Annotated in this window: 23 protein-coding genes; 19 read left to right on the top strand and 4 right to left on the bottom strand. The window is 71.3% G+C overall.

The window, feature by feature from the left end:
• Positions 1 to 3: 3 nt before the first annotated feature.
• The gene (locus VFG42_RS13245) at positions 4 to 690 is read right to left on the bottom strand and encodes an FHA domain-containing protein (protein ID WP_324909148.1); all 687 of its coding nucleotides are present in this window, start codon (positions 688 to 690) and stop codon (positions 4 to 6) included.
• Positions 691 to 926: 236 nt separating this feature from the next.
• Between VFG42_RS13245 and VFG42_RS13240 the strand changes: the two genes are divergently transcribed.
• The 3 genes from VFG42_RS13240 to VFG42_RS13230 are packed head-to-tail and all read left to right on the top strand — an operon-like array spanning position 927 to position 4,255.
• Positions 927 to 1,538: a sigma-70 family RNA polymerase sigma factor gene (locus tag VFG42_RS13240; protein ID WP_324909146.1), complete on the top strand. Its 612-nt coding sequence runs from the start codon at positions 927 to 929 to the stop codon at positions 1,536 to 1,538.
• A 30-nt stretch (positions 1,539 to 1,568) separates the two neighbouring features.
• Positions 1,569 to 3,686 (top strand): hypothetical protein, encoded by a 2,118-nt coding sequence (locus VFG42_RS13235; protein ID WP_324909144.1) that lies wholly within the window; start codon positions 1,569 to 1,571, stop codon positions 3,684 to 3,686.
• Positions 3,683 to 4,255 (top strand): gamma-glutamylcyclotransferase family protein, encoded by a 573-nt coding sequence (locus tag VFG42_RS13230; RefSeq protein WP_324909142.1) that lies wholly within the window; start codon positions 3,683 to 3,685, stop codon positions 4,253 to 4,255. Before VFG42_RS13235 ends, VFG42_RS13230 begins: the two co-directional genes overlap by 4 nt.
• On the opposite strand, the gene VFG42_RS13225 is transcribed toward VFG42_RS13230, so the two are convergent.
• On the bottom strand, positions 4,180 to 4,971 hold the full coding sequence (locus VFG42_RS13225; RefSeq protein ID WP_324909140.1) for a gamma-glutamyl-gamma-aminobutyrate hydrolase family protein: 792 nt from the start codon (positions 4,969 to 4,971) through the stop codon (positions 4,180 to 4,182). The genes VFG42_RS13230 and VFG42_RS13225 overlap by 76 nt on opposite strands.
• Positions 4,972 to 5,066: 95 nt before the next feature.
• Here VFG42_RS13225 and VFG42_RS13220 point away from each other — a divergent pair, with 95 nt between their 5' ends.
• The 6 genes from VFG42_RS13220 to VFG42_RS13195 all read left to right on the top strand — a co-directional run bounded on the left by VFG42_RS13220 (position 5,067) and on the right by VFG42_RS13195 (position 10,489).
• Entirely contained in the window at positions 5,067 to 5,870 is an 804-nt protein-coding gene (locus tag VFG42_RS13220) for an enoyl-CoA hydratase-related protein (protein ID WP_324909138.1), read from the top strand.
• Positions 5,871 to 6,036: 166 nt separating this feature from the next.
• The gene (gene coxB / locus VFG42_RS13215) at positions 6,037 to 6,903 is read left to right on the top strand and encodes a cytochrome c oxidase subunit II (protein WP_324909136.1); all 867 of its coding nucleotides are present in this window, start codon (positions 6,037 to 6,039) and stop codon (positions 6,901 to 6,903) included.
• Between the two features lie 21 nt (positions 6,904 to 6,924).
• On the top strand, positions 6,925 to 8,652 hold the full coding sequence (gene ctaD / locus VFG42_RS13210) for a cytochrome c oxidase subunit I (protein WP_324909134.1): 1,728 nt from the start codon (positions 6,925 to 6,927) through the stop codon (positions 8,650 to 8,652).
• Positions 8,653 to 8,682: 30 nt separating this feature from the next.
• The gene (locus tag VFG42_RS13205; protein ID WP_324909132.1) at positions 8,683 to 9,594 is read left to right on the top strand and encodes a heme o synthase; all 912 of its coding nucleotides are present in this window, start codon (positions 8,683 to 8,685) and stop codon (positions 9,592 to 9,594) included.
• A gap of 134 nt (positions 9,595 to 9,728) precedes the next feature.
• Positions 9,729 to 10,010 carry a hypothetical protein gene (locus VFG42_RS13200; protein WP_324909130.1) on the top strand — a complete coding sequence of 94 codons (282 nt, stop codon included), beginning with the start codon at positions 9,729 to 9,731 and terminating at the stop codon, positions 10,008 to 10,010.
• A gap of 83 nt (positions 10,011 to 10,093) precedes the next feature.
• Positions 10,094 to 10,489, top strand: a complete 396-nt coding sequence (locus tag VFG42_RS13195; protein WP_324909128.1) for a rhodanese-like domain-containing protein — start codon at positions 10,094 to 10,096, stop codon at positions 10,487 to 10,489.
• Positions 10,490 to 10,505: 16 nt separating this feature from the next.
• Here the strand turns inward: VFG42_RS13195 and VFG42_RS13190 are convergent, their stop codons facing one another.
• Positions 10,506 to 11,081: a hypothetical protein gene (locus VFG42_RS13190; RefSeq protein ID WP_324909126.1), complete on the bottom strand. Its 576-nt coding sequence runs from the start codon at positions 11,079 to 11,081 to the stop codon at positions 10,506 to 10,508.
• A gap of 238 nt (positions 11,082 to 11,319) precedes the next feature.
• On the opposite strand from VFG42_RS13190, the gene VFG42_RS13185 reads away from it, so the two are divergent.
• Genes VFG42_RS13185 through VFG42_RS13175 form a run of 3 tightly spaced genes read left to right on the top strand, consistent with a single transcriptional unit; the run spans position 11,320 to position 14,885 of the window.
• A complete protein-coding gene (locus VFG42_RS13185; protein ID WP_324909124.1) occupies positions 11,320 to 11,775 on the top strand; it encodes a hypothetical protein in 456 nt (151 codons plus the stop codon).
• Positions 11,772 to 13,778: an ATP-binding cassette domain-containing protein gene (locus VFG42_RS13180; RefSeq protein ID WP_324909122.1), complete on the top strand. Its 2,007-nt coding sequence runs from the start codon at positions 11,772 to 11,774 to the stop codon at positions 13,776 to 13,778. Before VFG42_RS13185 ends, VFG42_RS13180 begins: the two co-directional genes overlap by 4 nt.
• A gap of 39 nt (positions 13,779 to 13,817) precedes the next feature.
• On the top strand, positions 13,818 to 14,885 hold the full coding sequence (locus VFG42_RS13175) for an iron-siderophore ABC transporter substrate-binding protein (RefSeq protein ID WP_324909120.1): 1,068 nt from the start codon (positions 13,818 to 13,820) through the stop codon (positions 14,883 to 14,885).
• Between the two features lie 3 nt (positions 14,886 to 14,888).
• Here the strand turns inward: VFG42_RS13175 and VFG42_RS13170 are convergent, their stop codons facing one another.
• Positions 14,889 to 15,332: a cyclic nucleotide-binding/CBS domain-containing protein gene (locus tag VFG42_RS13170; protein WP_349260415.1), complete on the bottom strand. Its 444-nt coding sequence runs from the start codon at positions 15,330 to 15,332 to the stop codon at positions 14,889 to 14,891.
• Positions 15,333 to 15,471: 139 nt separating this feature from the next.
• Between VFG42_RS13170 and VFG42_RS13165 the strand changes: the two genes are divergently transcribed.
• The 7 genes from VFG42_RS13165 to VFG42_RS13135 all read left to right on the top strand — a co-directional run bounded on the left by VFG42_RS13165 (position 15,472) and on the right by VFG42_RS13135 (position 21,364).
• Positions 15,472 to 15,867 (top strand): helix-turn-helix transcriptional regulator, encoded by a 396-nt coding sequence (locus VFG42_RS13165; protein WP_324909116.1) that lies wholly within the window; start codon positions 15,472 to 15,474, stop codon positions 15,865 to 15,867.
• Positions 15,868 to 16,032: 165 nt separating this feature from the next.
• A complete protein-coding gene (gene coxB / locus VFG42_RS13160; protein WP_324909114.1) occupies positions 16,033 to 17,064 on the top strand; it encodes a cytochrome c oxidase subunit II in 1,032 nt (343 codons plus the stop codon).
• 44 nt (positions 17,065 to 17,108) lie between these two features.
• Positions 17,109 to 18,974 carry a cytochrome c oxidase subunit I gene (gene ctaD / locus VFG42_RS13155; RefSeq protein WP_324909111.1) on the top strand — a complete coding sequence of 622 codons (1,866 nt, stop codon included), beginning with the start codon at positions 17,109 to 17,111 and terminating at the stop codon, positions 18,972 to 18,974.
• Positions 18,975 to 18,995: 21 nt separating this feature from the next.
• Positions 18,996 to 19,838, top strand: coding sequence for a hypothetical protein (locus VFG42_RS13150; protein ID WP_324909109.1), 843 nt, complete (start codon positions 18,996 to 18,998; stop codon positions 19,836 to 19,838).
• A gap of 28 nt (positions 19,839 to 19,866) precedes the next feature.
• Positions 19,867 to 20,493, top strand: coding sequence for a cytochrome c oxidase subunit 3 (locus tag VFG42_RS13145; RefSeq protein WP_324909107.1), 627 nt, complete (start codon positions 19,867 to 19,869; stop codon positions 20,491 to 20,493).
• Complete coding sequence (locus VFG42_RS13140) at positions 20,490 to 20,633, top strand: hypothetical protein (RefSeq protein ID WP_324909104.1); 144 nt, start codon at positions 20,490 to 20,492, stop codon at positions 20,631 to 20,633. Before VFG42_RS13145 ends, VFG42_RS13140 begins: the two co-directional genes overlap by 4 nt.
• Before the next feature lie 167 nt (positions 20,634 to 20,800).
• Complete coding sequence (locus VFG42_RS13135) at positions 20,801 to 21,364, top strand: hypothetical protein (RefSeq protein ID WP_324909102.1); 564 nt, start codon at positions 20,801 to 20,803, stop codon at positions 21,362 to 21,364.
• Positions 21,365 to 21,378 lie beyond the last annotated feature (14 nt).

Raw genomic sequence — 21,378 nt, 5'->3', positions numbered from 1 at the left:
GTCCTACAGGTCGCGCTGCGTGACCAGGCCGCGCTGGAACGCCTCGGCCACCAGCCGCGAGCGCTTCTGGTTCTGCGGCAGCGACTCGATGCCGAACTTCTGAAACAGCGAGCGCAGGTGGGCCTTGACCGCGTCGACGCTGAGGTGCAGCTCGTCGGCGATGTCCTGGTTGGTCGCGGGCGTCGCGAACTCCGCGCCCTTGTAGGGCCGCGCCAGCGCGACGAGCACGGCGCGCTGGGTCGGCGGCAGGTCGCCGAGCGCGACCGGCTCGCCGGCGGCGACCGTGCGCTCCACCGTCTCCTCGGCGTCGGGGCGGCGGTAGGCCAGCGTGGTGCGGCCGATCCGGATGACGTCGCCGTCGCGCAGCCGCAGGCGGCCCGAGACGCGCGTGCCGTTGACGAACGTCCCGTTGCGGCTGAGGCCGTCGTCGATGATCGTCCACTCGCCGGCGATCCGCTCCAGCTCGGCGTGCAGGCGGCTGACCTCGGTGTCCCACGGCAGCGGCACGTCGTTGGACTCGGCGCGCCCGACGCTGAGCCGGTCGCCCTCCAGCGCCAGCAGGCGCTGGCGTCCGTCGCCGTCGCGCAGCACCAGGAACGGCGCGCCGTCGCGCTCGGCGCTCAGGCGCTCCCGCACCTCGGCGGGCGAGGCGGCGTGGGCGGCGAGCGGGGAGTCGTCGGACGCGGACATCTGCGTCCGCAGGCTAGAGCGCGGCGCGGATCGCGCGGAACCCGCGGCGCGGATCGCGCGGCACTCGCCGGCATGGAACGCGCGGCACTCGCCGGCGTGGAACCCGCGACCGGCGCGGACACCGCGCGCCTCACCGGTGCGCCCACACCCAGGTGTGAGATCGCCACACCTGGGGTGATGAGGTGTAGCCCCGGGGGTGCTGGGAGCGCGACGCGCGCGCGGCGACCATGTCGGACATGAGCAGTCCGGTCCTCTCCTCCCCCAAGCCGAACCCCGCCCGCCCCCGCGTGCCCCGCGCCGGCTCCGCCTCCGACGAGGCCCTGGTCGCCGCCACGCGCGCCGGGTCCGACGCCGCCTTCACCGCGATCGTCCAGCGCTACGAGGCGCCGCTGGTCGCCTACGCCCGCCAGGTGCTCGGCGGCCACCACCACGACGCCGAGGAGTGCGTGCAGGACGCGTTCGTGCGCGCACTGTCGTCGCTGCGACGCAACGACGCCGAGATCGCGCTGCGCCCGTGGCTGCACGCGATCGTCCGCAACCGCTGCCTCGACCAGCTGCGCAAGCCGCAGCGCACGACCGACCTGGAGCCGATGCAGGCCGTCCTGGCCGACCACGGCCCGGGCCCGGTCTCGATGATCGCCCACCGTCAGCGCCTGTCCGACGTGGTCGACGGCATGGAGGCGCTGCCCGAGCGCCAGCGCCGCGCGCTGGTCATGCACGAGCTGGAGGACCGGTCGCACTCGCAGATCGGCCGCGTGCTCGGCGTCTCGGCGGGCGCGTCCAAGGCGCTGGTCTGCCGCGCGCGCCAGGGTGTCGCGGCCGCGCTCGGCGGGCGCACCGCCGCCTGAGCTCCGGCGGCGCGGTTACCCTCATCGACGATGAGCACCGCGCGGGCCGCCGAGCCCCACGCTGCCCAGCGCGCCGTCCCGCGCACGCCGCCCTCGTGGCTGCCGGTGGCCGCCCTCTTCCTGATCGCCGCCGTCGTGTACGCGGTGCTGGCGCTGCGATCCCCGCTGCCGATCCTGTTCCCGGACGAGTTCCGCTACTCGCACTTCGCGCGCGGGATCGCCGACGGGACCGGCACCGCCTGGCGCGGCGCGCCCGCCAACCAGACCGCGATGCTCTACGTCTACTTCCTGGTGCCGGCGTGGGCGCTGCTGTCCTCCAGCGTGGACGCCTGGCAGGTCACCAAGGTGATGGGGACGGTCGCGCTCTGCGCCCAGGCGTTCCCGGTCTGGTGGCTGGCGCGCGACGTGCTCGACGGCGACCGCCGCCTGGCGCTGCTGTGCGCGGCGCTGTCGCTGCTGGGCACGTGGATGGTCACCAGCGCCGAGACCGTCACCGAGGTGCTGGCCTTCCCGCTGAGCACCGCGTCGCTGTGCTGCGCGGCGATGGCGCTGCGCCGACCGGGGTCGCGTCTGGGCTGGCTGGCGCTGGGCTTCCTGGCGCTGGCGACGTGGGCGCGGCTGCAGACCGCGGTCCTCGCGCCCGCGTTGGTGGTGGCGTTGCTGATCGACGTCGTCCGGGCGCGCGGGCCCGAGGCCCGCGCGGCGCGCGTCCGCGCCCACGGCGGGCTGCTGATCGTCGCCGGCGCCGCGTTCCTGCTCGCGGCGCTCGTCGCGCTGGCCGCGCCCGACGCGTTCGGCGACTACGGCGGGTTCTTCCACTTCCGCCCCGACCTGGGCCGGATCGTCGACAAGAGCGCGCTGCAGCTGGCCGAGCTGGCGGCGGTCGCGGGCTTCCTGCCGGTCCTGCTGGCGGCCGGCGCCGCGGTCTCACCGCGCGCGTGGCGCGACGACCGCGCCGGCCCGCTGCTGGCGGTCTTCTGGCCGGCGGCGATCGCGACCGTGCTGCTGTCGGGGTTCTTCCTGGCCGGCTACACGCCCGCGCTGTCGGCGATCGGGCGCTACGTCACCTACGCGGTGCCGCTCGCGCTGATCCTGATGGTCGTGCTGCTGCGCGAGCGCGCGGCGCTGCTGACGCGGGCGTCCTACGCGGTGGCGGCCCTGGCCGCGCTGGGCTTCGTCTTCCGCCCGGCCGTGCAGATGATGGGCGAGGAGCGCGCGACCTGGGGGCTGGCCTACCGCCTGCACCAGCTCAGCGGCGTCGGCGTGGCGGTCGGGCTGACCGTGGTGTCGCTGGCGCTCGTCGCGCTCGCGGCCCTCGTGCCGCGCGGCCGCGCGCTCATGGCCGCCACCGTCGCGGTCGCGCTCGTGCTCGTCGTCCAGTCGCAGGCCGCGTGGTGGCAGGTGACCGACACCGGCCGCGCGTTCCGCTCGGTGATGGCCGACGACCTCGAGTGGGTCGACCACCACGCGACCGGCGACGTCGCGCTGCTGGCGATCACCCAGAACGCGCCGCAGTTCGACGACATCGACTTCTTCAACCGCAAGATCACCCAGGCCTACGAGCCCGAGGAGGGCATCCTCGGGCGGGCCGTCCAGGGCAAGGTCTGCTCGATGCGCTTCGACACCAGCGGCCTGCTCGTGCTGGGCCGCGGCTGCGGGCCCACGCCGCACCGGTTCCTGATCAACGACCCCTCGGCGCGCGTGACGTTCCAGCACGAGCGCGCCGCGTGGTCGGAGCCGACGATCGGGCGGCTGGTCGAGGTCGATCCGAGCAGGCCGACGCGCGCGCGGTCGCTCGTGGTCCTCCCCTGCCCGCGCCGGACGCCGGGCTTCAGCGCCTCCTCGCCGGACATCGTGCCCGCCGACGCGCCGATCGAGTGCGCGCGCGACCTGACCGCCGCGCTGTGGCTCGACGCCGACGCGACGCTGGTCGTCCGCTACCGCGGCGGCGCGCGCGACGAGCACGTGACCGTCGGCGGCCGTGTGCTCTCGGTCCCGCGCCGGGTGGACACGACCGTGCGCGTGCCGGTGAAGGCCGGCTACTCGCAGAGCGTCGTGTCGCAGTCGTGGCGCTCGAGCGTCGGCACGCCGACGATCGCGTCGGTCGACCTGGACGACGGTGCCGGGGGCACGACCCCGCTCGCATGAGCGACTGGGTGTTCGGCTACGCCTCGCTGGTGGCGCTGCCGGACGCCGCGCCGGCGACGCTGCGCGGGTGGCGGCGCGTGTGGGGCGTGGCGATGGACAACTCGATCGCCGTCCCTGGGTACAAGGTCTACGAGCGGCCCGACGGCGCGCGCCCGGCGTGCGCGGTGGCGTTCCTGGACCTGGAGCGCGACGGGGCGGGCGGAAGCGGCGAGGCCGACGCGGTCGAGGTCGACGGCGCGCTGATCGCCGCGGGCCCCGAGGCGCTGGAGCGGCTGGACGCGCGCGAGCGCCAGTACCGCCGCGTCGAGGTGACCGACGCGCTGGCGGACGCCCCGCCCGCCGGCGATCGCGTCTGGACCTACGTCGGCCGCGGCCCGGGACGCGCGCGGGTGGCCGCCGGGCGCGCGGGCGACGCCACGGTGGTCATCCAGCGCGCGTACGCCGAGCGGGTCGAGCGCGCGTTCGCGGCCCGCGGCGCGGACGCGCTGGCGCGCTACCGCGCCAGCACCGAGTCGCCGCCGTTCCCGGTCGTCGAGCTGGCGCGCGTCGACCTGCCGCCGACGGCGTAGTCGCGCGCGTCGGCGACCAGCGCCGCGATCAGGCGGCTGGTCTCGTCGACCTCCGGGTGCCACTGGACGCCCAGCACGAAGGCGTGGCCGGGCAGCTCGATCGCCTCCGGCAGCTCGTCGAGCTCGGAGCGCCCGGTCACCACGAGCCCGTCGCCGACGGCGTCGACGCCCTGGTGGTGGTGGCTGAGCGTGCGGTGGGACTCCTCCCCCGCCGCGCGCGCGGCCAGCGACCCGGCGGCGAGGCGCACCTGGTGGTCGGCGCCCTCGAACGAGCCCGGGGTGCGCCGGTGGTGCTCATGGCCGTGGGACTCGGGCAGGTGCTGCAGCAGCGTCCCGCCGCGCGCGACGTTCAGCACCTGCATCCCGCGGCAGATGCCCAGGAACGGCATGTCGCGGTCGATCGCGCGGTGCGCCAGCGCGATCTCGAACGCGTCGCGCTCGGGGTTGGTCCCGTTGGTCTCCGGATGGCGGTCGGCGCCGTAGGCGGCGGGGTCCACGTCGGAGCCGCCGGCGAGGATCAGGCCGTCCAGCAGGTCCAGCAGCGGGTCGGGGTCCTCGACGGCGCCGGGGTCGGGCGGCAGCAGCAGGGCGATGCCGCCGGCGCGCTGCACGGCGTCCGCGTACTCCCGCGGCAGCAGGTGCGCCGCGGTCGTCCACACGCCCCACGTCGCGGTCTCCGTCGCCCCGCACAGGCCGATCACTGGTTTGGCGGGCATACCTTCAACGATATTCGCCCCGCCGGAGCCTTCGTCGCGCGCGGACCGGGCGCGGTCGGCCGGCCGGACAGCCAGGAGCCGTAGGATCCCCGCCCATGAGCACCACCGAGCTGGAGACCGTCAAGATCCACCGCCGCGGTGGCGTCGCGACCGTCGAGCTGTCGCGACCGGAGACGATGAACGCCTGGAACAAGCAGTTCGGGCTCGACCTCGGCGCGGCCATCGCCGAGGTCGCCGCCGACGATACCGCGCGCGCCGTCTGCATCACGGGCGCGGGCCGCGGCTTCTCCTCCGGCGCGGACCTGCGCGACATCTCCGACGAGCAGACGCCCGAGGGCCGACCCGACGTCTACAAGGTGCTCACCGAGCGCTACCACCCGATCATCACGGGGATCCGCACGATGCCCAAGCCGGTCGTCGCCGCCGTCAACGGCCCGGCCGTCGGCATCGGGCTCAGCCTCGCGCTGGCCGCCGACCTCGTCGTCGCCAAGGAGTCGGCGTACTTCCTGCTGGCCTTCGTGAACATCGGCCTGGTGCCCGACGGCGGCTCCTCGCTGTTCGTCCCCGAGCGCGTGGGGTTCACGCGCGCGATGGAGATGGCGATGCTCGGCGAGCGCGTCGCGGCGCCGCAGGCCAAGGAGTGGGGCCTCATCAACCAGTGCGTGGCCGACGACGCGTTCGACGCGACGGTCGAGCGCCTGATGGACCGCCTGGCCACCGGCGCGACCGGCTCCTACGCGGGCATCAAGCGCCAGCTCAACGCGTGGCTCTACGCCAAGATCGACGAGCAGCTGGAGCTCGAGGCCCGGATCCAGCGCGAGTCCGCCAACTCCGACGACTTCGTCGAGGGCGTGATGGCGTTCCTGCAGAAGCGCGCCGCCGACTTCAAGGGCCGCTGACGGCCCGGCAGGTCACGGTCGGGCGTCAGCGTCACGACGACCGACACGCTGTACGGCCCCGAACCGAGCAGGTCCGCTGCTCACCTCACCCGAGGGAGCGACCGCCGGAGGGCCGTTCATGAATAGAATCCGCGCCGCCTTGGACACCTCACGCCTTCGCAACCTCATGACTTCGCGCCGACTCATCTTCACCCTGCTTGCCGTCGTCGCGGGCGCGCTGCTTCTGGCGCCCGTCGCATCGGCGGATCTCCTCTCGCCGGAGTCGGGCGGTTCGCCGAACGCCGACGACATCGACACGCTCTACTGGTTCATCTTCGCGGTCGCGGCCGTCGTCTTCGTGGGCGTCGAGGGCGTGCTGCTCTACTCGATCTTCAAGTTCAAGGCGCGCAAGGGCGCCGTGCCGGCCCAGATCCGCGGCAACACGCGCCTGGAGATCGGCTGGACGGTCGGCGCCGCGGTGATCCTCGTGATCCTCGCCACGCTGACGTTCATCAAGCTGGACGGGATCCGCAACCCGCCGGACTCGTCGGCCAACGGCCTGCAGCTGGCGGACACCTCCCGCCGCCTGCCGCCCAACGGCAAGTCGCTGAACATCTGCGTCAACGGCCAGCAGTACATCTGGCGCTTCACCTACGCGCAGGACTGCAAGTCCGGCAAGAACCTCGGCGAGCCGTTCTCCTACGAGGAGCTGGTCGTCCCGGTCGACACGACGGTGACGCTGGACATCAACGCCCAGGACGTCGCGCACGCCTGGTGGATCCCGAAGCTCGGCGGCAAGATGGACGCCATCCCGGGCTACACGAACCACACCTGGTTCAAGATCCCCGGCAAGCTCGCGGGCACGACCTTCTTCGGCCAGTGCGCCGAGCTCTGCGGCCGCAACCACGCGAACATGACCGCGCGCGTCAAGGCCGTCACCCCGGAGCAGTTCACGCAGTGGCTGAACGAGCAGAAGGCCAACATCAAGTCGGCCGAGGAGCAGGGCGCTGCGCAGCGCAAGCAGCTGCAGTCCGGCTCCACCACGAACCCGTAGTCCCGAGGACCTGACACAGAGATGGCCGCCACCGTCGAAGCACCCACCACCACCGTCACGCCTGTTCCGCAGGTCGTCGCGCACAAGGTCGACAAGCCCGCCACCGGCTGGGTGTCGTGGGTCACCACGACCGACCACAAGCGCATCGGGATCATGTACCTGGTCCTGACGTTCGCCTTCTTCCTGATGGGCGGCGTCGAGGCCCTGCTGATCCGTCTGCAGCTCGCGGTCCCGAACAACGACCTGCTGACGCCGCAGACCTACAACGAGCTGTTCACGATGCACGGGACGACGATGATCTTCCTGTTCGTCGTCCCGATCATGGCCGGCTTCGGCAACTACTTCGTGCCGCTGATGATCGGCGCGCGCGACATGGCGTTCCCGAAGCTCAACGCGCTGTCGTTCTGGCTCCTGGCCGCCGGTGGCCTCGTCTTCTACGCGTCGGTCTTCTTCTCCCCGCCGGAGTGCGGCTGGACCTGCTACTCGCCGCTGAGCGACACGGAGTACCTCCCGTCCGGCGGCGTCGACGCCTGGATCTTCCTGATCCACCTCACGGGCCTCAGCTCGCTGGTCGGCTCGATCAACTTCTACGCGACGATCGCGAACATGCGCGCGCCCGGCATGGGCTGGGGCCGCCTGCCGCTGTTCGTCTGGGCGATCCTGACCTACTCGGTGCTGCTGATCCTGGCGCTGCCGGTCATCGCCGCCGCGGTCACGCTGCTGCTGACCGACCGCCACTTCGGCACGAACTTCTACGACGCGTCCAACGGCGGATCGCCGCTGCTGTGGCAGCACCTCTTCTGGTTCTTCGGACACCCAGAGGTGTACATCATGGTGTTGCCGGGCTTCGGCATCATCTCCGAGGTCCTGCCGGTCTTCGCCCGCAAGCCGATCTTCGGCTACAAGGCCATCGCCGCCGCGACGCTCGTGATCGCGTTCCTCGGCCTGCTGGTCTGGGCGCACCACATGTTCACGACGCCGTCGCCGTCGCTCGTCCTCATCTTCTTCATGATGAGCTCGTTCCTGATCGCGGTCCCGACGGGCGTCAAGATCTTCAACTGGATCGCGACCCTCTGGCGCGGCACGATCGAGTACACGACGTCGCTGCTGTTCGCCGTCGGCTTCATCGGCACGTTCCTCATCGGCGGCATCACCGGCATCTTCGTCGCGGTGTTCCCCGTCGACTGGCAGCTGCACGACACGTACTTCGTCGTCGCGCACTTCCACTACGTGCTGATGGGCGGCGCGGTCTTCACGATCTTCTCGGGCCTCTACTACTGGTTCCCGAAGATGTCGGGCCGCCTGCTGAGCGAGCCGCTGGGCAAGGCCTCGTTCTGGTTCATGCTGATCGGCTTCCACGTCACGTTCCTCGTGCAGCACTCGGCCGGCATGGAGGGCATGCCGCGACGGATCTACGAGTACTCCAACACCAACGACCTGGCGGCCCTGAACCTGATCTCGACGATCGGCGCGTTCATCCTGGGCTTCGGCATCCTGCTGACGCTCATCAACGTGCTGAAGTCGGTCAAGGGCGGCGCCGTCGCCGGGCCGGACCCGTGGAAGGCGAACACGCTGGAGTGGTTCACCCAGTCGCCGCCGCCGGTCAACAACTTCGACGCCGTGCCGCGCATCCGCTCGGTCGAGCCGATGAAGGACATCCGCCGCCAGATCATCGCCCAGACGGGCGCGGCGGAGCCGGCGTACATGACGGCGATGGAGGCGGGTCGCCTGCCGAACGACGGCCACTAGGCCCTCGTTCGCTGTTAGGCTCGCCACGCCATGGAGGCTTCTCGCGCATCTGGCACCGCCGCCGCGCTCCCGGCATCGTCGGGAGCGCGCCAGCTGGTCGCCGACCTCGTCGCGCTGACCAAGCCGAAGGTCCAGTCGCTGCTGCTGCTGACCACGGTGACGACGATGCTCGTCGCCGGGTCGCCGTCGATCGGCCTGATCCTCGCGACGTGCATCGGCGGCTACCTCAGCGCCGGCGGCGCGGGCGCGGTCAACCACTGGTTCGACCGCGACATCGACGCGCAGATGGCGCGCACGGCCACGCGGCCGATCCCGTCGGGGCGCATCGCCCCGCGGACCGCGCTGTGGTTCGGCATCGCGCTCGGCGTCCTGGCCTTCGTCTGGCTGACGCTGACGACCAACGTCCTGGCGGCCGCGCTGTCGTCCTCGGGCTTCGTCGGCTACACGCTGCTCTACACGGTCTGGCTCAAGCGCCGGACGTGGCAGAACATCGTCTGGGGCGGCGCCGCGGGCGCCGTGCCGCCGCTGGTCGGCTGGGCCGCGGTGACCGGCGGCCTGACGGGCCTGCCGATCTACCTGTTCGCGATCGTCTTCTTCTGGACCCCGCCCCACTTCTGGGCGCTGTCGCTGCTGATGAAGGACGAGTACGCGAAGGTCGGCGTGCCGATGCTGCCGGTCGTCCGCGGTGAGGACGAGACGCGCCGTCAGATCCTGCTCTACAGCATCCTGCTCTACGCGGTGACGCAGCTGCCGTTCTGCGGTGGCGGCGGCCTGGACTACCTGTACGTCGCCGCGTCCGCCGTCCTCGGCCTGATGTTCATCGCGTTGGCCGTCGCGCTGCAGCGCCTGAAGACCCGCAAGGCCGCGCTGCGGCTGTACCTGTTCTCGTTGTTGTACCTGGCCCTGCTGTTCGCCTCGATGGTGGCGGACGTCAAGCTCTAGGGCCTTTCTGGGAGAATCAAGACCCGTATGGATCGCAACCTCGCCCGCAAGAACGTGCGCACCGGCCTGATCGCCGCCGCCGTCTGCTTCGTCATGTTCGGCCTGACCTTCCTGGCCGCGGCCATCTACGTCGCATGAGCCGAGATCCTGAGATCCCGCCCGTCGGCGAGGAGATCCACCTCCCGGGTGGCTCCGTCCAGCCGCTGCTGCTGACCATCGGCATCACGGTCGCGCTCGTGGGCGTCACGACGTCCTGGATCCTCTGCGTCTTCGGCGGCGTCCTCGCCCTGTGGACGCTCATCCGCTGGATCGGCGACACGCGCCGCGAGATCGGCGAGCTGCCGCTGCACCACGACCACGGTCACGCCCCCGCCGCGCCCGCCTCGGGCGCGCCGAGCGGCGGCGAGCAGCACTAGCCGCCCGCTCCGCACCACACGCTTCGCTCGAAGGGCGGCCCTCTGGGTCGCCCTTCGTCGTCGTGGGGGTCAGGATGTCGGCGATGCCCCGCACGACGATCGACGACCTCCTCGCCACCGCCCGCGCCCGCCTGGCGCGCCTCTCCCCTCCTGATGCGGCCCGCGCCGCCGCGAACGGCGACGCGCTCCTGGTCGACGTCCGCTCCGAGACCCAACGCCGCGCCGACGGCGCGATCCCCGGCGCGGTCTGGCACCCCCGCAACGTCCTCGAGTGGCGCGTCGACCCCTCCGCGTCGCACCACGACCCGCGCCTGTCGAGCGACCTCGACGCGACGCTCGTGATCGTCTGCGACGAGGGCTACCAGTCCTCCCTGGCCGCCGCGACCCTCCAGGACCTCGGCTTCGCCCACGCGACCGACCTCGTCGGCGGCTTCCAGGCCTGGCGCGCCGCGGGGCTGCCGGTGGAGCCGGCCTCCTGAAGCTCCGGCCCTCCTCTCACCAGATCCAGAGAACCCACCGGCCGCCGCGGTAGAGGTAGATCGCGTATCCCCCGGCGACGAGGGTGACGAGCAGCGCGCCGGCATGGTGCAGGCCGAGCACGGCCGCCACCGCGGCGATCCCCGCGTAGTACATCCAGGCGGCGCTGCGGCGCGCCCCGTTGCGCGCCTCGCGCGTGACGTCCCGGCCGCCGCTGAACAGGTAGGCGGCGTAGCCACCAGCCGCCACCGCGATCACCAGGGCCGGGGCCCAGGTGAACCCCGCGATCAGCGCCACGCCCGCGACCGCGCCCCAGGCCAGCCAGGCCCGTGCGCGGGCCGTCCCGTCGCCACGGACGCCGGTGATGTCCCGACCTCCGCGATAGAGGTGGTAGGCGTAGCCGCCGAACAGCGCCACGGCGAGCAGGCTCGAGGGCTGCGAGAAGCTGGAGATCAGCGCGACCGCGGCCAGGATCCCGCAGACGACGACCGCCGTGGTCACGCGCGGACGGGACTCCGCGGCCGGCGGCACGTCCTCGTCGACCGCCGGCGCGTCCGACGGAACCTCAGGGTCATCGATGGTGGTGTCGATCATGGGGCGGCGACCATCCGGGAACCGCCGCGTCGATGTCAAGCCACGTCGAGCGATCCTCGACGATCGAGCAGGAACCTGGCGCTCAGCAACGCTGACTACCTATTTCTGGGACGCAACCAGGACCGATGTTCTATGGCCCCGCCGGGCCCCGGCGGATGCAATGCGCGGCTCGATGCTCGGAAATCCCGACCGACAGCGGCGCCGTTCGCCACGCGCCATCACCCTCCTGACCGCGGCGATGGCGCTGGCGGCCCTGGCCTTCGCCACCGGCTGCGGAAGCGAGCGCAGCACCGCCGCGTACTGCAAGGCCTACAACTCCGGCTTCGACAGGATCAAGTCCGAGTACCCGGACGTCGACCAGTACAGCCACGCCAAGAACCCGTTGCTCCTGCTGCTCCGGACGACGAGCGCGCTGGGCGACATCGTCGCGCTCATCGGCGACATGGCCGGCGCGGCGCCCGACGACATCAAGACCGACACGCAGCGGGTCCACGACTCGATGCGAAAGCAGCTCGACCTGGTCGGCGGCACGAGCGGCTCCGCGGCCACCGGCGACCTGAAGGGCCTCCTCAGCGGGATCGGCGGGGCGTTCGTCGACTCCATCACCAACGCCGGCGCGTATCAGCGCATGGACGCCTACATCGTCGCCAACTGCGGAGGCAGGCACATGTTCTCGGCGAGCCCGCAGACGTGATCGACCAGGCCTGCGCGGCGCCCGTGCCGGTCCCGGTGCCCGCCCCGCAGGAGCGGGTCGTGCTCGGCTCCGATCCGAGCAGCGACCTGGTCCTCGAGCATGGCTCGGTGGCCGGTCGTCACGCCGAGGTCGTGGGCGGTCCCGACGGCCTCATGCTGCGCGACCTCACCAGCGACCTCGACCATGGCACCCGCCTCAACGGCCAGCTGGTCGCGAAGGCGCTCCTCGTGGACGGGGACGTCATCGGCGTCGGGTCCTGGGCCGTCCACCTTCGCGAGGGCCGGCTCGTTCCCGAGCTCGTCGACGCGCTGCCGCTCCAGGCCGTCGGCGCCGGCATCGCCGTCGGGGACGCATGGCTGCTGCAACCGACCGACGTCGCCGTCCAACGCGGCGAGCTGATCGCGATCATCGGGCCCAGCGGCGCGGGCAAGAGCACGCTCCTGCACAGCCTGGCCGGACTCCGCACGCCGACCGTGGGCACGGTGCTCGTGCACGGGGACGAGGTCGTCCGGCGCCAGGCGGACCTCGGGTTCGTCCCGCAGGAGGAGACCGTCCACCGCTTGCTCTCCGCACGCGAGGCGCTGAGCTTCGCGGCGCGGCTCCGGCTGCCCGGAGGACGCGCCATCTGGGACACCGCCGTCGACGACGCCCTCCGGGAGGTCGGGCTCGCCGAGCGCGCCGACCAGCCCATCGCCACCATGTCCGGCGGACAACGCAAGCGCGTCGCGCTGGCGCAGGAGCTGATCGGGCACCCATCCGTCCTGCTCCTCGATGAGCCCACGAGCGGGCTCGACCCCGGCCTCGACCATCGGATGATGGTGCTCCTGCGGTCGCTCGCCGACGGGGAGCGCACCGTTGTCGTGGTCACGCACAGCGTGGCCCATCTGGAGGCGTGCGACCGGATCCTCGTGATGGCGCCTGGGGGCCGGGTCGCCTACCTCGGACCACCGTCCGAAGCACCGTCGGCGTTCGGTGTCGAGCTGCTCGCGGAGATCTTCGACCGACTCGAAGACCAGGAGCAGCCGCCGGCAACGCCCATCGACGGCGCGCCGGCGGAGAACTCCATGTCGGGCCGGGTGATCGTCCGCCGTCGTGGCGTCCTGACGCAGGCGCTGGTCCTGACCCGACGCTTCTCGATCCTCACGCTGCGCGACCGCCGCAACCTCCGTCTCCTGGCGATCCAGGCCGTCGCCCTGAGCCTCGGCGCGGCGCTCCTGTTCGAGCACGACGTCTTCCGCTTCTCGCAGGGTGTCGCACGGCACGCGGGAGAGAGCGCGCAGCTGCTGTTCCTGATGGTGACGATGGCCATGTGGTTCGGGGCGATCTGTTCGGCTCGGCAGATCGTCGCGGAGCGGTCGGTCCTCACCCGGGACCTGGCGTCCGGCGTGTCCACCGAGGCGTACCTGCTGTCCAAGGCGATCGTGCTGGGCGTCGTGGCCGCCGTGCAGACGATGCTGATGGCGTTGATCATCTTCGCGCTGCGGCCCTTGGGGGCCGAGCCCGGGGAGGCTCAGATCGTGGTGATGGTGCTGGTGCTCACGGCCTGGGTCGGCGTCGGATTCGGGCTCGTGGTCTCCGCGTTCGCGCGGAGCGAGGACCAGGCGACCAGCTACATCCCGCTCGTCCTGCTGCCTCAGCTCCTGTTCGGCGGTGCGGTCGTTCCGACGGCGCAGCTGTCGGGGTTGATGGCCTTGGTCTCGCATCTGGCCGCGGTCCAGTGGGCCTTCGCGGGAGCGGGCCACGTCATCCACATGAACGACCGCATCGCGGGCGACCCCGTGTTCGCGCAGGCGAGCCGCTACAGCCACGCCTTCTTCGCGGCGGGCACGGTGACGACCGTGATCGTGTTGTCGTCGTTCGTCGCGGGGTGCGCCGTCGTGCTCCAGGCGCATCTTCGACCCAGCGTGGAGGACACGTGGTGGACGCAGGCGCGCACCTGGCTCAGGGCGCGGAGGATCACCGAGACCATGCGCGCGGACGACGCCGCCGGCGACGCGGCGTGAACGGCGCCCGCGCGCGGGAGTGTTAGGGTGCCCTAACACATGACCCGCCACCCGACGCCCCGATCCGCCGTCCACCCTCTGGCCCCGCATGCGCGCAGCACCCGGCGCGGGCTGCTGCTCGGCGCCGCGGGCACCGCCGCGGCGGTCGGGTTGGCCGCGTGCGGTGGCAGCGACGGCGGCGCGGCGTCGTCGGCCGCGGGCGGGACGAGCGACGCCGCCGGCGCGTTCCCCGTCACCGTCAAGCACACGCTCGGCGAGACGACGATCCCGACCGCCCCGAAGCGGGTCGTGACGTACGGCTACACCGACCAGGATCCGGCGCTGGCGCTGGGCACCGTCCCGGTGGGCACGCTGCGGTGGATCCCGCAGTGGAAGCGCGGCGTCGGCGAGTGGGCGGAGTCGCGGCTCGGCGACGCGAAGCCCAAGCAGTTCTCGGGCGACCAGATCGACTTCGAGGGCGTCGCGTCGGTCCGCCCCGACCTGATCCTGATCGTCAACTACGCGCTGCCCAAGGGCGACTACGACAAGCTCTCCAAGATCGCGCCGACGGTGCCGACCGTCGGCGGCTACCCGGACTGGAGCGTGCCGTGGCAGGCCGTCACCGAGCAGATCGGCCGCGCGCTGGGCCGGCCCGCGCAGGCGCGCAAGCTCGTCGCCGACGCCGAGGCGCGGTTCGCCAAGGCCAAGGCCGACCACCCGTCGTTCGCGGGCAAGGAGGTCCTGATCACCGCGCCCGGCCCCGGCGGCAAGCTCAGCGTCTTCGCGCCGACCGACACCCGCGGGCGCTTCACCGACGCGCTCGGCTTCACGCAGCCCGCCGCCATCGAGCAGGCGACCGGCGGCGAGTTCTACGCCTACCTCAGCTCCGAGCGGCTGGACCTCGTCGACGTCGACGCGCTGATCGTCCTCGTCGACGACCCCACCACCCGCAAGCAGCTGCTCGCCCAGCCCGCGTTCACGAGCCTGAAGGTCGTCCGCGACGGCCGCGCGATCATGGTCGAGGACCTCGACGTGAGCATGGCGCTCTCGGCCTCGTCGGTCCTCAGCATCCCCTACGCGCTGGACCGCGTCGTGCCCCGGCTCGACGCGGCCCTGGCCAAGCTGTAGCCCTCAGTCGCGGTCGAACCGCCCCACCGCGTCCGCCCCGACGGCGGCGCCCGCCGGCACGTCGCAGATCGCGCCGTCGTCCGTCCAGCAGCGGACGACGTCGCGCACGCTGAGGATCCCGGTGATCTCCGACGCCTCGCAGACGATGAGGTGGCGGAAGCCGCCGCGAACCATCGCGACCGCGGCCTCCTCCAACGACCAGTCGGGCGAGGCGAAGACCACGTCGGAGGTCAGGTGCTCGCCGACGCGCTCGACATCGACGTCCTGGCCCTGGCCGATGGCGTCGAGCACGTCGCGCTCGGTGAGGATCCCGGGGCCGGCGGCATCGGGGTCCAGCACGACCGCGGCGCCGACGCGACGCTCGGCCATGAGCCTGGCGGCCTCGCGCAGCGTGTGACCCGGCCCGACCGTGAGGACCATGCTGCTCATCCCGTCTCGCACCTGCATCCGTGGAACGCTCCTCTCCGAGCTTCGTCCTACGACTTTGCAACGATTGACTCAAGCATCACCGTATCAGGTGATGTCGACCACGCCAACGGCGCCGGATGATCTGATCTCATCGCAGTGACGTATCCCCCACGGAGCCATGCACCGACCTGCCACCATCCGCCTGCGGACCAGCCTCTTCGAGGACGCGGTCGCCATCGTCGAAGCCGAGTACGCGTCGGACCTGTCGCTGGATGACATCGCGCGCCGCGTCGCGTCCTCGCGCCGCCAGCTTCAGCGTGCCTACTCGGAGATCGGCGAGACGACCTTCCGCGAGCACCTGACCGCCATCCGCATGGATCGCGCCGCCGAGCTGCTGCGCATCCGCGGCCTGACCGTGCGCGACGTCGCGCACCGCGTCGGCTATCGCCAGCCCGCGCAGTTCGCCAAGGCCTTCCGCCGCCACCACGGCATCGCGCCCTCGGACTACCGGTCCGGCGGCCGCTTCGTGCGCCCCGAGGCCGCCCCCATGGCGTCCGACGGCGCCGCCGCCTGACGACCGTTCTGGCCGCCTAGGCACGACCGGAGGTCCGCGAGTCGCGGATCTCCATTGCGTCGCGTCTCGGACTGCGGATAGGCTCGCCTCGCTATGGGTGAGGAGAGCGCTCGAGCGGAGGCCGATCCCCTGTCTGGACGAGGAGGCCGGCGCACCATCACGCAGATGGTGGTCGTCGGCCTGATCGCGTCGGTTCTGGGTATCGCCCTCGGGCTCATCATCGACTGGTTCCCCACGCAGGGGTCAAAGCAGGCCGAGAAGATCGACACGTTCTGGGACGTGCTGATCATCTGTTCGGTCCCATTCTTCGTCCTCGTGACGACGGTGGTGCTGTTCTCGGTCAAGACGTTCCGGATGCGTCCGGGCGAGGAGCACCTGGACGGCCCGCCGATCCACGGCAACACGCGGCTCGAGGTCGTCTGGACCGCGGTCCCGGCGATCATGCTCGTGGCGCTCTGCTCCTACGCCTACATCACGCTGCACGACATCGAGAAGGCGCCGGCCGCGTCGCTGGGCCCCGAGCGCCAGATCACGGTCAACGGCCAGCAGTTCACGTGGACGTTCGACTACGACGAGGGCGGCAAGAAGTTCAGCTCCGCCCAGCTCTACGTGCCGATCGGCCGCTCGGTGAAGTTCAACGTCAAGACCAAGGACGTGCTGCACGACTTCTGGGTCCCGGCGTGGCGGATGAAGATCGACGCGGTCCCGGGCATCACGACCGACTACCGGATCACGCCGACCAGGGCCGGCACCTGGCCGGTGGTCTGCGCCGAGCTGTGCGGCCTCGGGCACGCGTTCATGCGCCAGACCGCGCACGTCGTCCCGCAGGCCGACTTCGACAAGTGGGTCACGAAGATGACGACGCGCACCGCGGCGCCCGCTCCGGCCGCCGGCGGCGGCGCCGCCGTCGACGCCAAGGCGCTGTTCACCCAGGGTGAGACCACCTCGGGCGCGACCGCCTGCGGCGCCTGCCACAAGCTCGCCGACGCGGGCACGGCCGGCGGCGTCGGCCCGGACCTCGACCAGGCCCTCAAGGGCAAGGACGCGGCGTTCATCAAGCAGTCGATCGTGGACCCCAACGCCGTGATCGCGAAGGGCTTCAACGCGAACATCATGCCGGACAACTACGCCAAGCTGCTGAGCGCGGACGAGATCGACGCGCTCGTCAAGTACCTGGGGGAGGTGGCGGGCAAGTGACCGCGACGGTGCGGCGGCCCGGGTGGTACCGGGCGGCCTTCTTCATGACGATCGCTGCCTCGTTCAGCGTCGGCCTCAGCTGGCTCGTGCGGATGCTGTACGGGCACGACAAGTTCGCGCACTTCCTGGACGCCGAGTCGTTCGTCCTGATCGGGATGTTCGCGCTGCCGATCGCGTTCCTGATCGGCCTCGGCTGCTTCGACTACTGGTTCTACTGGGCCGCCGGCAGGCCGACGCGGCCCGAGGACCACTCGGCGCACGGCGCGAGGTCGTGGAAGGACTACTTCCGCCCGAACACCGACCACAAGGTCATCGGGATCCAGTACACCGTCCACTCGTTCTTCTTCCTGTTCGTGGGCGGCCTGATGGCCATGCTGATGCGCGCCGAGCTGGCGCAGCCCGGCCGTCAGTTCGTGGACTCCAACACGTTCAACGGGCTGTTCTCCGTCCACGCGTCGATCCTGATCTTCCTGTTCATCATCCCGGTCCTCGCCGGGCTGGCGAACTTCGTCCTGCCGCTGATGATCGGCGCGCCGGACATGGCGTTCCCGCGCCTGAACGCGCTGTCGTTCTGGCTCCTGCCCTGCGCGGGCGTGCTGATGCTCGCGTCGTTCTTCGCGCCCGGCGGCTCGTTCGCCTCGGGCTGGACGGCCTACGCGCCGTTGAGCACCACCGCCCCACTCGGGCAGATGTTCTTCACGATCGCGGTCCAGTTCGCGGGGGCGTCCAGTATCGCCACAGCGCTGAACTTCCTGGTGACGATCATCACCATGCGCGCGCCCGGCATGTCGTTCTTCCGCATGCCGCTGCTGGCCTGGGCGAACTTCTCGACGTCGCTGCTGGTCGTCATCGCGACGCCCTTCATCGCCGCCTCGCAGTTCTTCGTCCTGCTGGACTACGCGCTCGGCTTCCACTTCTTCGACGCCGACAAGGGCGGGGACGTGCTGATGTACCAGCACGTCTTCTGGTTCTACAGCCACCCGGCCGTCTACATCATGATGTTGCCGGGCTTCGGGATCATCTCGGAGGTCCTCTCCGTCAAGTCCCGCAAGCCGGTCTTCGGCTACCGGATGATGGCGTTCTCGCTGCTGGCGATCGTCGTGCTCGGCTTCACGGTCTGGGCCCACCACATGTTCGTGTCGGGCATGCAGTCGTGGATCCGGATCCCGATGATGGTCACGACGGCGATCATCGCCGTGCCGACGGGCATCAAGATCTTCTCGTGGCTGGCGACGCTGTGGCGCGGGGTGCTGCGGCTCGACACGCCGATGCTCTTCGCGCTCGGGTTCCTGACGATGTTCACCTGCGGCGGCATCTCGGGCGTGATGCTCGCGATGGTCCCGCTGGACATCCACGTCAGCGACACGTACTTCATCGTCGCCCACATCCACTACGTGCTGTTCGGCGGGTCGTTGTTCACGATCTTCGCCGGCGTCTACTACTGGTTCCCGAAGATGACGGGCCGGATGTTCGACGACCGGCTCGGCAAGCTGCACTTCTGGACGACGTTCGTGTTCTTCAACGCGACGTTCGCCCCGATGCACATCATCGGCGTCAACGGGATGCCGCGCCGCGTCGCGGACTACTCCGACCAGTTCGCCACGTGGAACCTGGTGATCTCGCTCGCGTCCTTCGGCCTCGGCCTGAGCACGCTGATCTTCGCCTACAACATGGTCGCCTCGTGGCGCGGCGGCGCCCGCGCGTCCGCCAACCCGTGGCGCGCGCTGACGCTCGAGTGGCAGGTCTCGTCGCCGCCGCCGGTGTTCAACTTCGACCAGGTGCCGACCGTCGTGGGCGGCCCTTACGAGTACGGCGTGCCGGGCGCGGTGCACGGCATCTTCGGCCCGGCGGCCCCCGCCGAGGCCAAAGGGACGCCGGCGGGTACCCATGCACAACCACCAACCGAATGATCTAGCGGGAGGAGCTGGCTCATGAGCACCATCTTGGTTGTCGCGAACGAGACGTTGGCGGGCGCGAAGCTGCTGGACACCGTCAAGGAGCGCGCGGCGGCCGGCGGCGACGGAACGCGCGTCGTCGTCTGCGTGCCGCGCAACAAGCCCAAGCACGGCAACATCATCTACGACGACTTCGTCTTCGACGCGGCCAAGGTCCGGATCGACCTCGCCCGGCGCTTCCTGCGCGACGAGGGCATCACGGCGATCGGCGACATCGGCGACTCCGACCCCTACACGGCGGCGCTGGACGCGGTGGCCGAGCACCACCCGGACGAGATCATCGTGTCGACCTACCCGGCGACGGTGTCGGGCTGGCTGCGGCGCGACCTGATCGAGCGCATCGAGCAGGCCTCGGGGCTGCCGGTCACCCACTGCGAGCAGGACATCGACGCCGAGGGCATCCCATTCAAGGTCACGCTGGCCGTGGCGGCCAAGACGGCGTCCGGCGACGAGCTGCTCGGCGCGCTGAAGGACAAGGCCGACGAGGCCGACCGCCGCACGCTGTTCATCGTGATCGTCCCGCAGGAGGGCGGCGAGGGCCACCACGCCGCGCGCGCCCGGGCCCGGATGGCGCAGGTCGTCGACCGGCTCGTGTCCGAGGGCCTGATCGCCGCGGGCATGATCGGCGACCCCGATCCCTACACGGCGACGATGAACGCCCTGCAGTTCTTCCGCGTCGACGACATCGTGATCTCGACGCTCCCCGCGACCCGTTCGGGCTGGCTGCGCGCCGACCTGATCGACCGCGTCCGCAAGGTCACCAACAAGTCCGTCGAGCACGTCGAGGCCACGGAGCGCGCGCCCAGCGCCGCCGCCTAGCCCGCCGCCGTCTGTCCTAGGAGAAGCCATGGAAGCCGCCTCGATCGCCGCCGCCCACGACGGGCACGGCCACGACCACCACGGCCCGCCTGCCGCGAACCGCAGCTCGCGGGTCGAGCCCGCGCTGCTCGGGATGTTGTTGTTCATCATCTCCGAGGTGATGGTCTTCGGGGCGTTCTTCACCGCCTACTTCTTCATCCGGATCGTCGCGGACCCGGGCGGATGGTTCCCGATCGACGGCAAGGACCTCCCGGTCGCCGTCGCCGGCGTCAACACGGCGATCCTGGTGTCGTCGTCGTTGACGCTGCACTGGGCGCAGACGTCGATCAAGAACGGCAACCGGTTCGGGCTGCAGGCCGGGATGACGGCGACGTTCCTGCTGGGCCTGACGTTCCTCTTCATCCAGATCAACGAGTACGTCCACATCGGCTTCTCGCCGCAGGACCACGCGCAGGCGACGGTGTTCTTCTCGTTGACGGGCCTGCACGGCGCGCACGTCACGATCGGCCTGATCCTCCTCGGGATGGTGACCGTGCGCGCGTTCCGCGGGCACTTCTCGGCCGAGGAGCACCACGGCGTCGAGATCCCCGGGATCTACTGGCACTTCGTCGACGTCATGTGGATCATCGTCTACACCGCGGTCTACGTCCTGTGACCGAGGCCGACTGGAACGCGCGGCTGGAGCGGATCCTGCGACCGTTCCGGTCCGAGGCCGCCGCGTTCCGCGTGCTGCTGGGGACGATCGCGATCTTCGTCGTGATCGTCCTCGTCGTGCTGGTCGTCCGGGCGCTCTAGATGGTTGATGCGAAATCGACCGTGGTCGTGCGAGCACGACCACGGGAATTTCGCATTCACCATCTAGCCGGCCGAGCGTCCGTCCAGCGCGCCTCAAGGGCGCGCGCCGGGCGACGACATCCGTTGGTGTGCGGGGGCTGAGCAGGCGCCGGTCGGTCGACGTCGCGGTGAGCGGCGTGCTCGTGGCGATCCTCGGGGCGCTGGCGATCGGGGTCGCGCTGGCGCCGGGCGGCGCCACGCGGGGCCGGGAGGCGGCGGGCGCCGTCGCGGACGCGAGCGCGGACGCAAGCGCAGGCGCAGGCGCCGTGCCGCGCGTGCGGGTGCGCGGGGCGGGCGAGGAGGCGCGGCTGCGGATCCCCTACTCCGACCGGGTCTTCCAGCTCTCCGACGAGCGCCACGTGCCCGACGCGCGCGACGCGCCCGATCCGCGGCAGAGGGCGGTCGTCGGCGGCGGTCCGGGCCTGGCGACGGTCCTGGCCTGCTGCTCGATCGGCGACGCGCCGGCGACGATCGCGCTGCGCGACGGCCGCCCACCGGCTTCGACGTGGTCGCAGGCGGCCGAGACCGACCTCGACCTGCCCAGCGGCCACCTGGCGATCACGACAACCGACGGCCTGCTCGCGGTCGCCGAGCTGCCGCGCGGCGCCTATCGCCTCCGGGTCTCGGGCCGCGGCGCGCGCGAGCTGCAGCAGCGCCGCGAGCGGTTCTTGATCGAGCTGTGGCGGCGATGACGGCCGAACGACGC

This window comes from Baekduia sp. (genome assembly GCF_035685985.1).
GTDB lineage: Bacteria > Actinomycetota > Thermoleophilia > Solirubrobacterales > Solirubrobacteraceae > Baekduia.
Note: the sequence above shows the minus strand (reverse complement) of the source record. Positions and strands in the feature narration are given on the sequence as shown.

Excerpts from the sequence above, each read along its gene's own strand:
- VFG42_RS13245 (WP_324909148.1), bottom strand. The coding sequence starts at position 690 with ATGTCCGCGTCCGACGACTCCCCGCTCGCCGCCCACGCCGCCTCGCCC.
- VFG42_RS13240 (WP_324909146.1), top strand. The coding sequence starts at position 927 with ATGAGCAGTCCGGTCCTCTCCTCCCCCAAGCCGAACCCCGCCCGCCCC.
- VFG42_RS13235 (WP_324909144.1), top strand. The coding sequence starts at position 1,569 with ATGAGCACCGCGCGGGCCGCCGAGCCCCACGCTGCCCAGCGCGCCGTC.
- VFG42_RS13230 (WP_324909142.1), top strand. The coding sequence starts at position 3,683 with ATGAGCGACTGGGTGTTCGGCTACGCCTCGCTGGTGGCGCTGCCGGAC.
- VFG42_RS13225 (WP_324909140.1), bottom strand. The coding sequence starts at position 4,971 with ATGCCCGCCAAACCAGTGATCGGCCTGTGCGGGGCGACGGAGACCGCG.
- VFG42_RS13220 (WP_324909138.1), top strand. The coding sequence starts at position 5,067 with ATGAGCACCACCGAGCTGGAGACCGTCAAGATCCACCGCCGCGGTGGC.
- coxB (WP_324909136.1), top strand. The coding sequence starts at position 6,037 with ATGACTTCGCGCCGACTCATCTTCACCCTGCTTGCCGTCGTCGCGGGC.
- ctaD (WP_324909134.1), top strand. The coding sequence starts at position 6,925 with ATGGCCGCCACCGTCGAAGCACCCACCACCACCGTCACGCCTGTTCCG.
- VFG42_RS13205 (WP_324909132.1), top strand. The coding sequence starts at position 8,683 with ATGGAGGCTTCTCGCGCATCTGGCACCGCCGCCGCGCTCCCGGCATCG.
- VFG42_RS13200 (WP_324909130.1), top strand. The coding sequence starts at position 9,729 with ATGAGCCGAGATCCTGAGATCCCGCCCGTCGGCGAGGAGATCCACCTC.
- VFG42_RS13195 (WP_324909128.1), top strand. The coding sequence starts at position 10,094 with ATGCCCCGCACGACGATCGACGACCTCCTCGCCACCGCCCGCGCCCGC.
- VFG42_RS13190 (WP_324909126.1), bottom strand. The coding sequence starts at position 11,081 with ATGATCGACACCACCATCGATGACCCTGAGGTTCCGTCGGACGCGCCG.
- VFG42_RS13185 (WP_324909124.1), top strand. The coding sequence starts at position 11,320 with ATGGCGCTGGCGGCCCTGGCCTTCGCCACCGGCTGCGGAAGCGAGCGC.
- VFG42_RS13175 (WP_324909120.1), top strand. The coding sequence starts at position 13,818 with ATGACCCGCCACCCGACGCCCCGATCCGCCGTCCACCCTCTGGCCCCG.
- VFG42_RS13170 (WP_349260415.1), bottom strand. The coding sequence starts at position 15,332 with ATGCAGGTGCGAGACGGGATGAGCAGCATGGTCCTCACGGTCGGGCCG.
- VFG42_RS13165 (WP_324909116.1), top strand. The coding sequence starts at position 15,472 with ATGCACCGACCTGCCACCATCCGCCTGCGGACCAGCCTCTTCGAGGAC.
- coxB (WP_324909114.1), top strand. The coding sequence starts at position 16,033 with ATGGTGGTCGTCGGCCTGATCGCGTCGGTTCTGGGTATCGCCCTCGGG.
- ctaD (WP_324909111.1), top strand. The coding sequence starts at position 17,109 with ATGACGATCGCTGCCTCGTTCAGCGTCGGCCTCAGCTGGCTCGTGCGG.
- VFG42_RS13150 (WP_324909109.1), top strand. The coding sequence starts at position 18,996 with ATGAGCACCATCTTGGTTGTCGCGAACGAGACGTTGGCGGGCGCGAAG.
- VFG42_RS13145 (WP_324909107.1), top strand. The coding sequence starts at position 19,867 with ATGGAAGCCGCCTCGATCGCCGCCGCCCACGACGGGCACGGCCACGAC.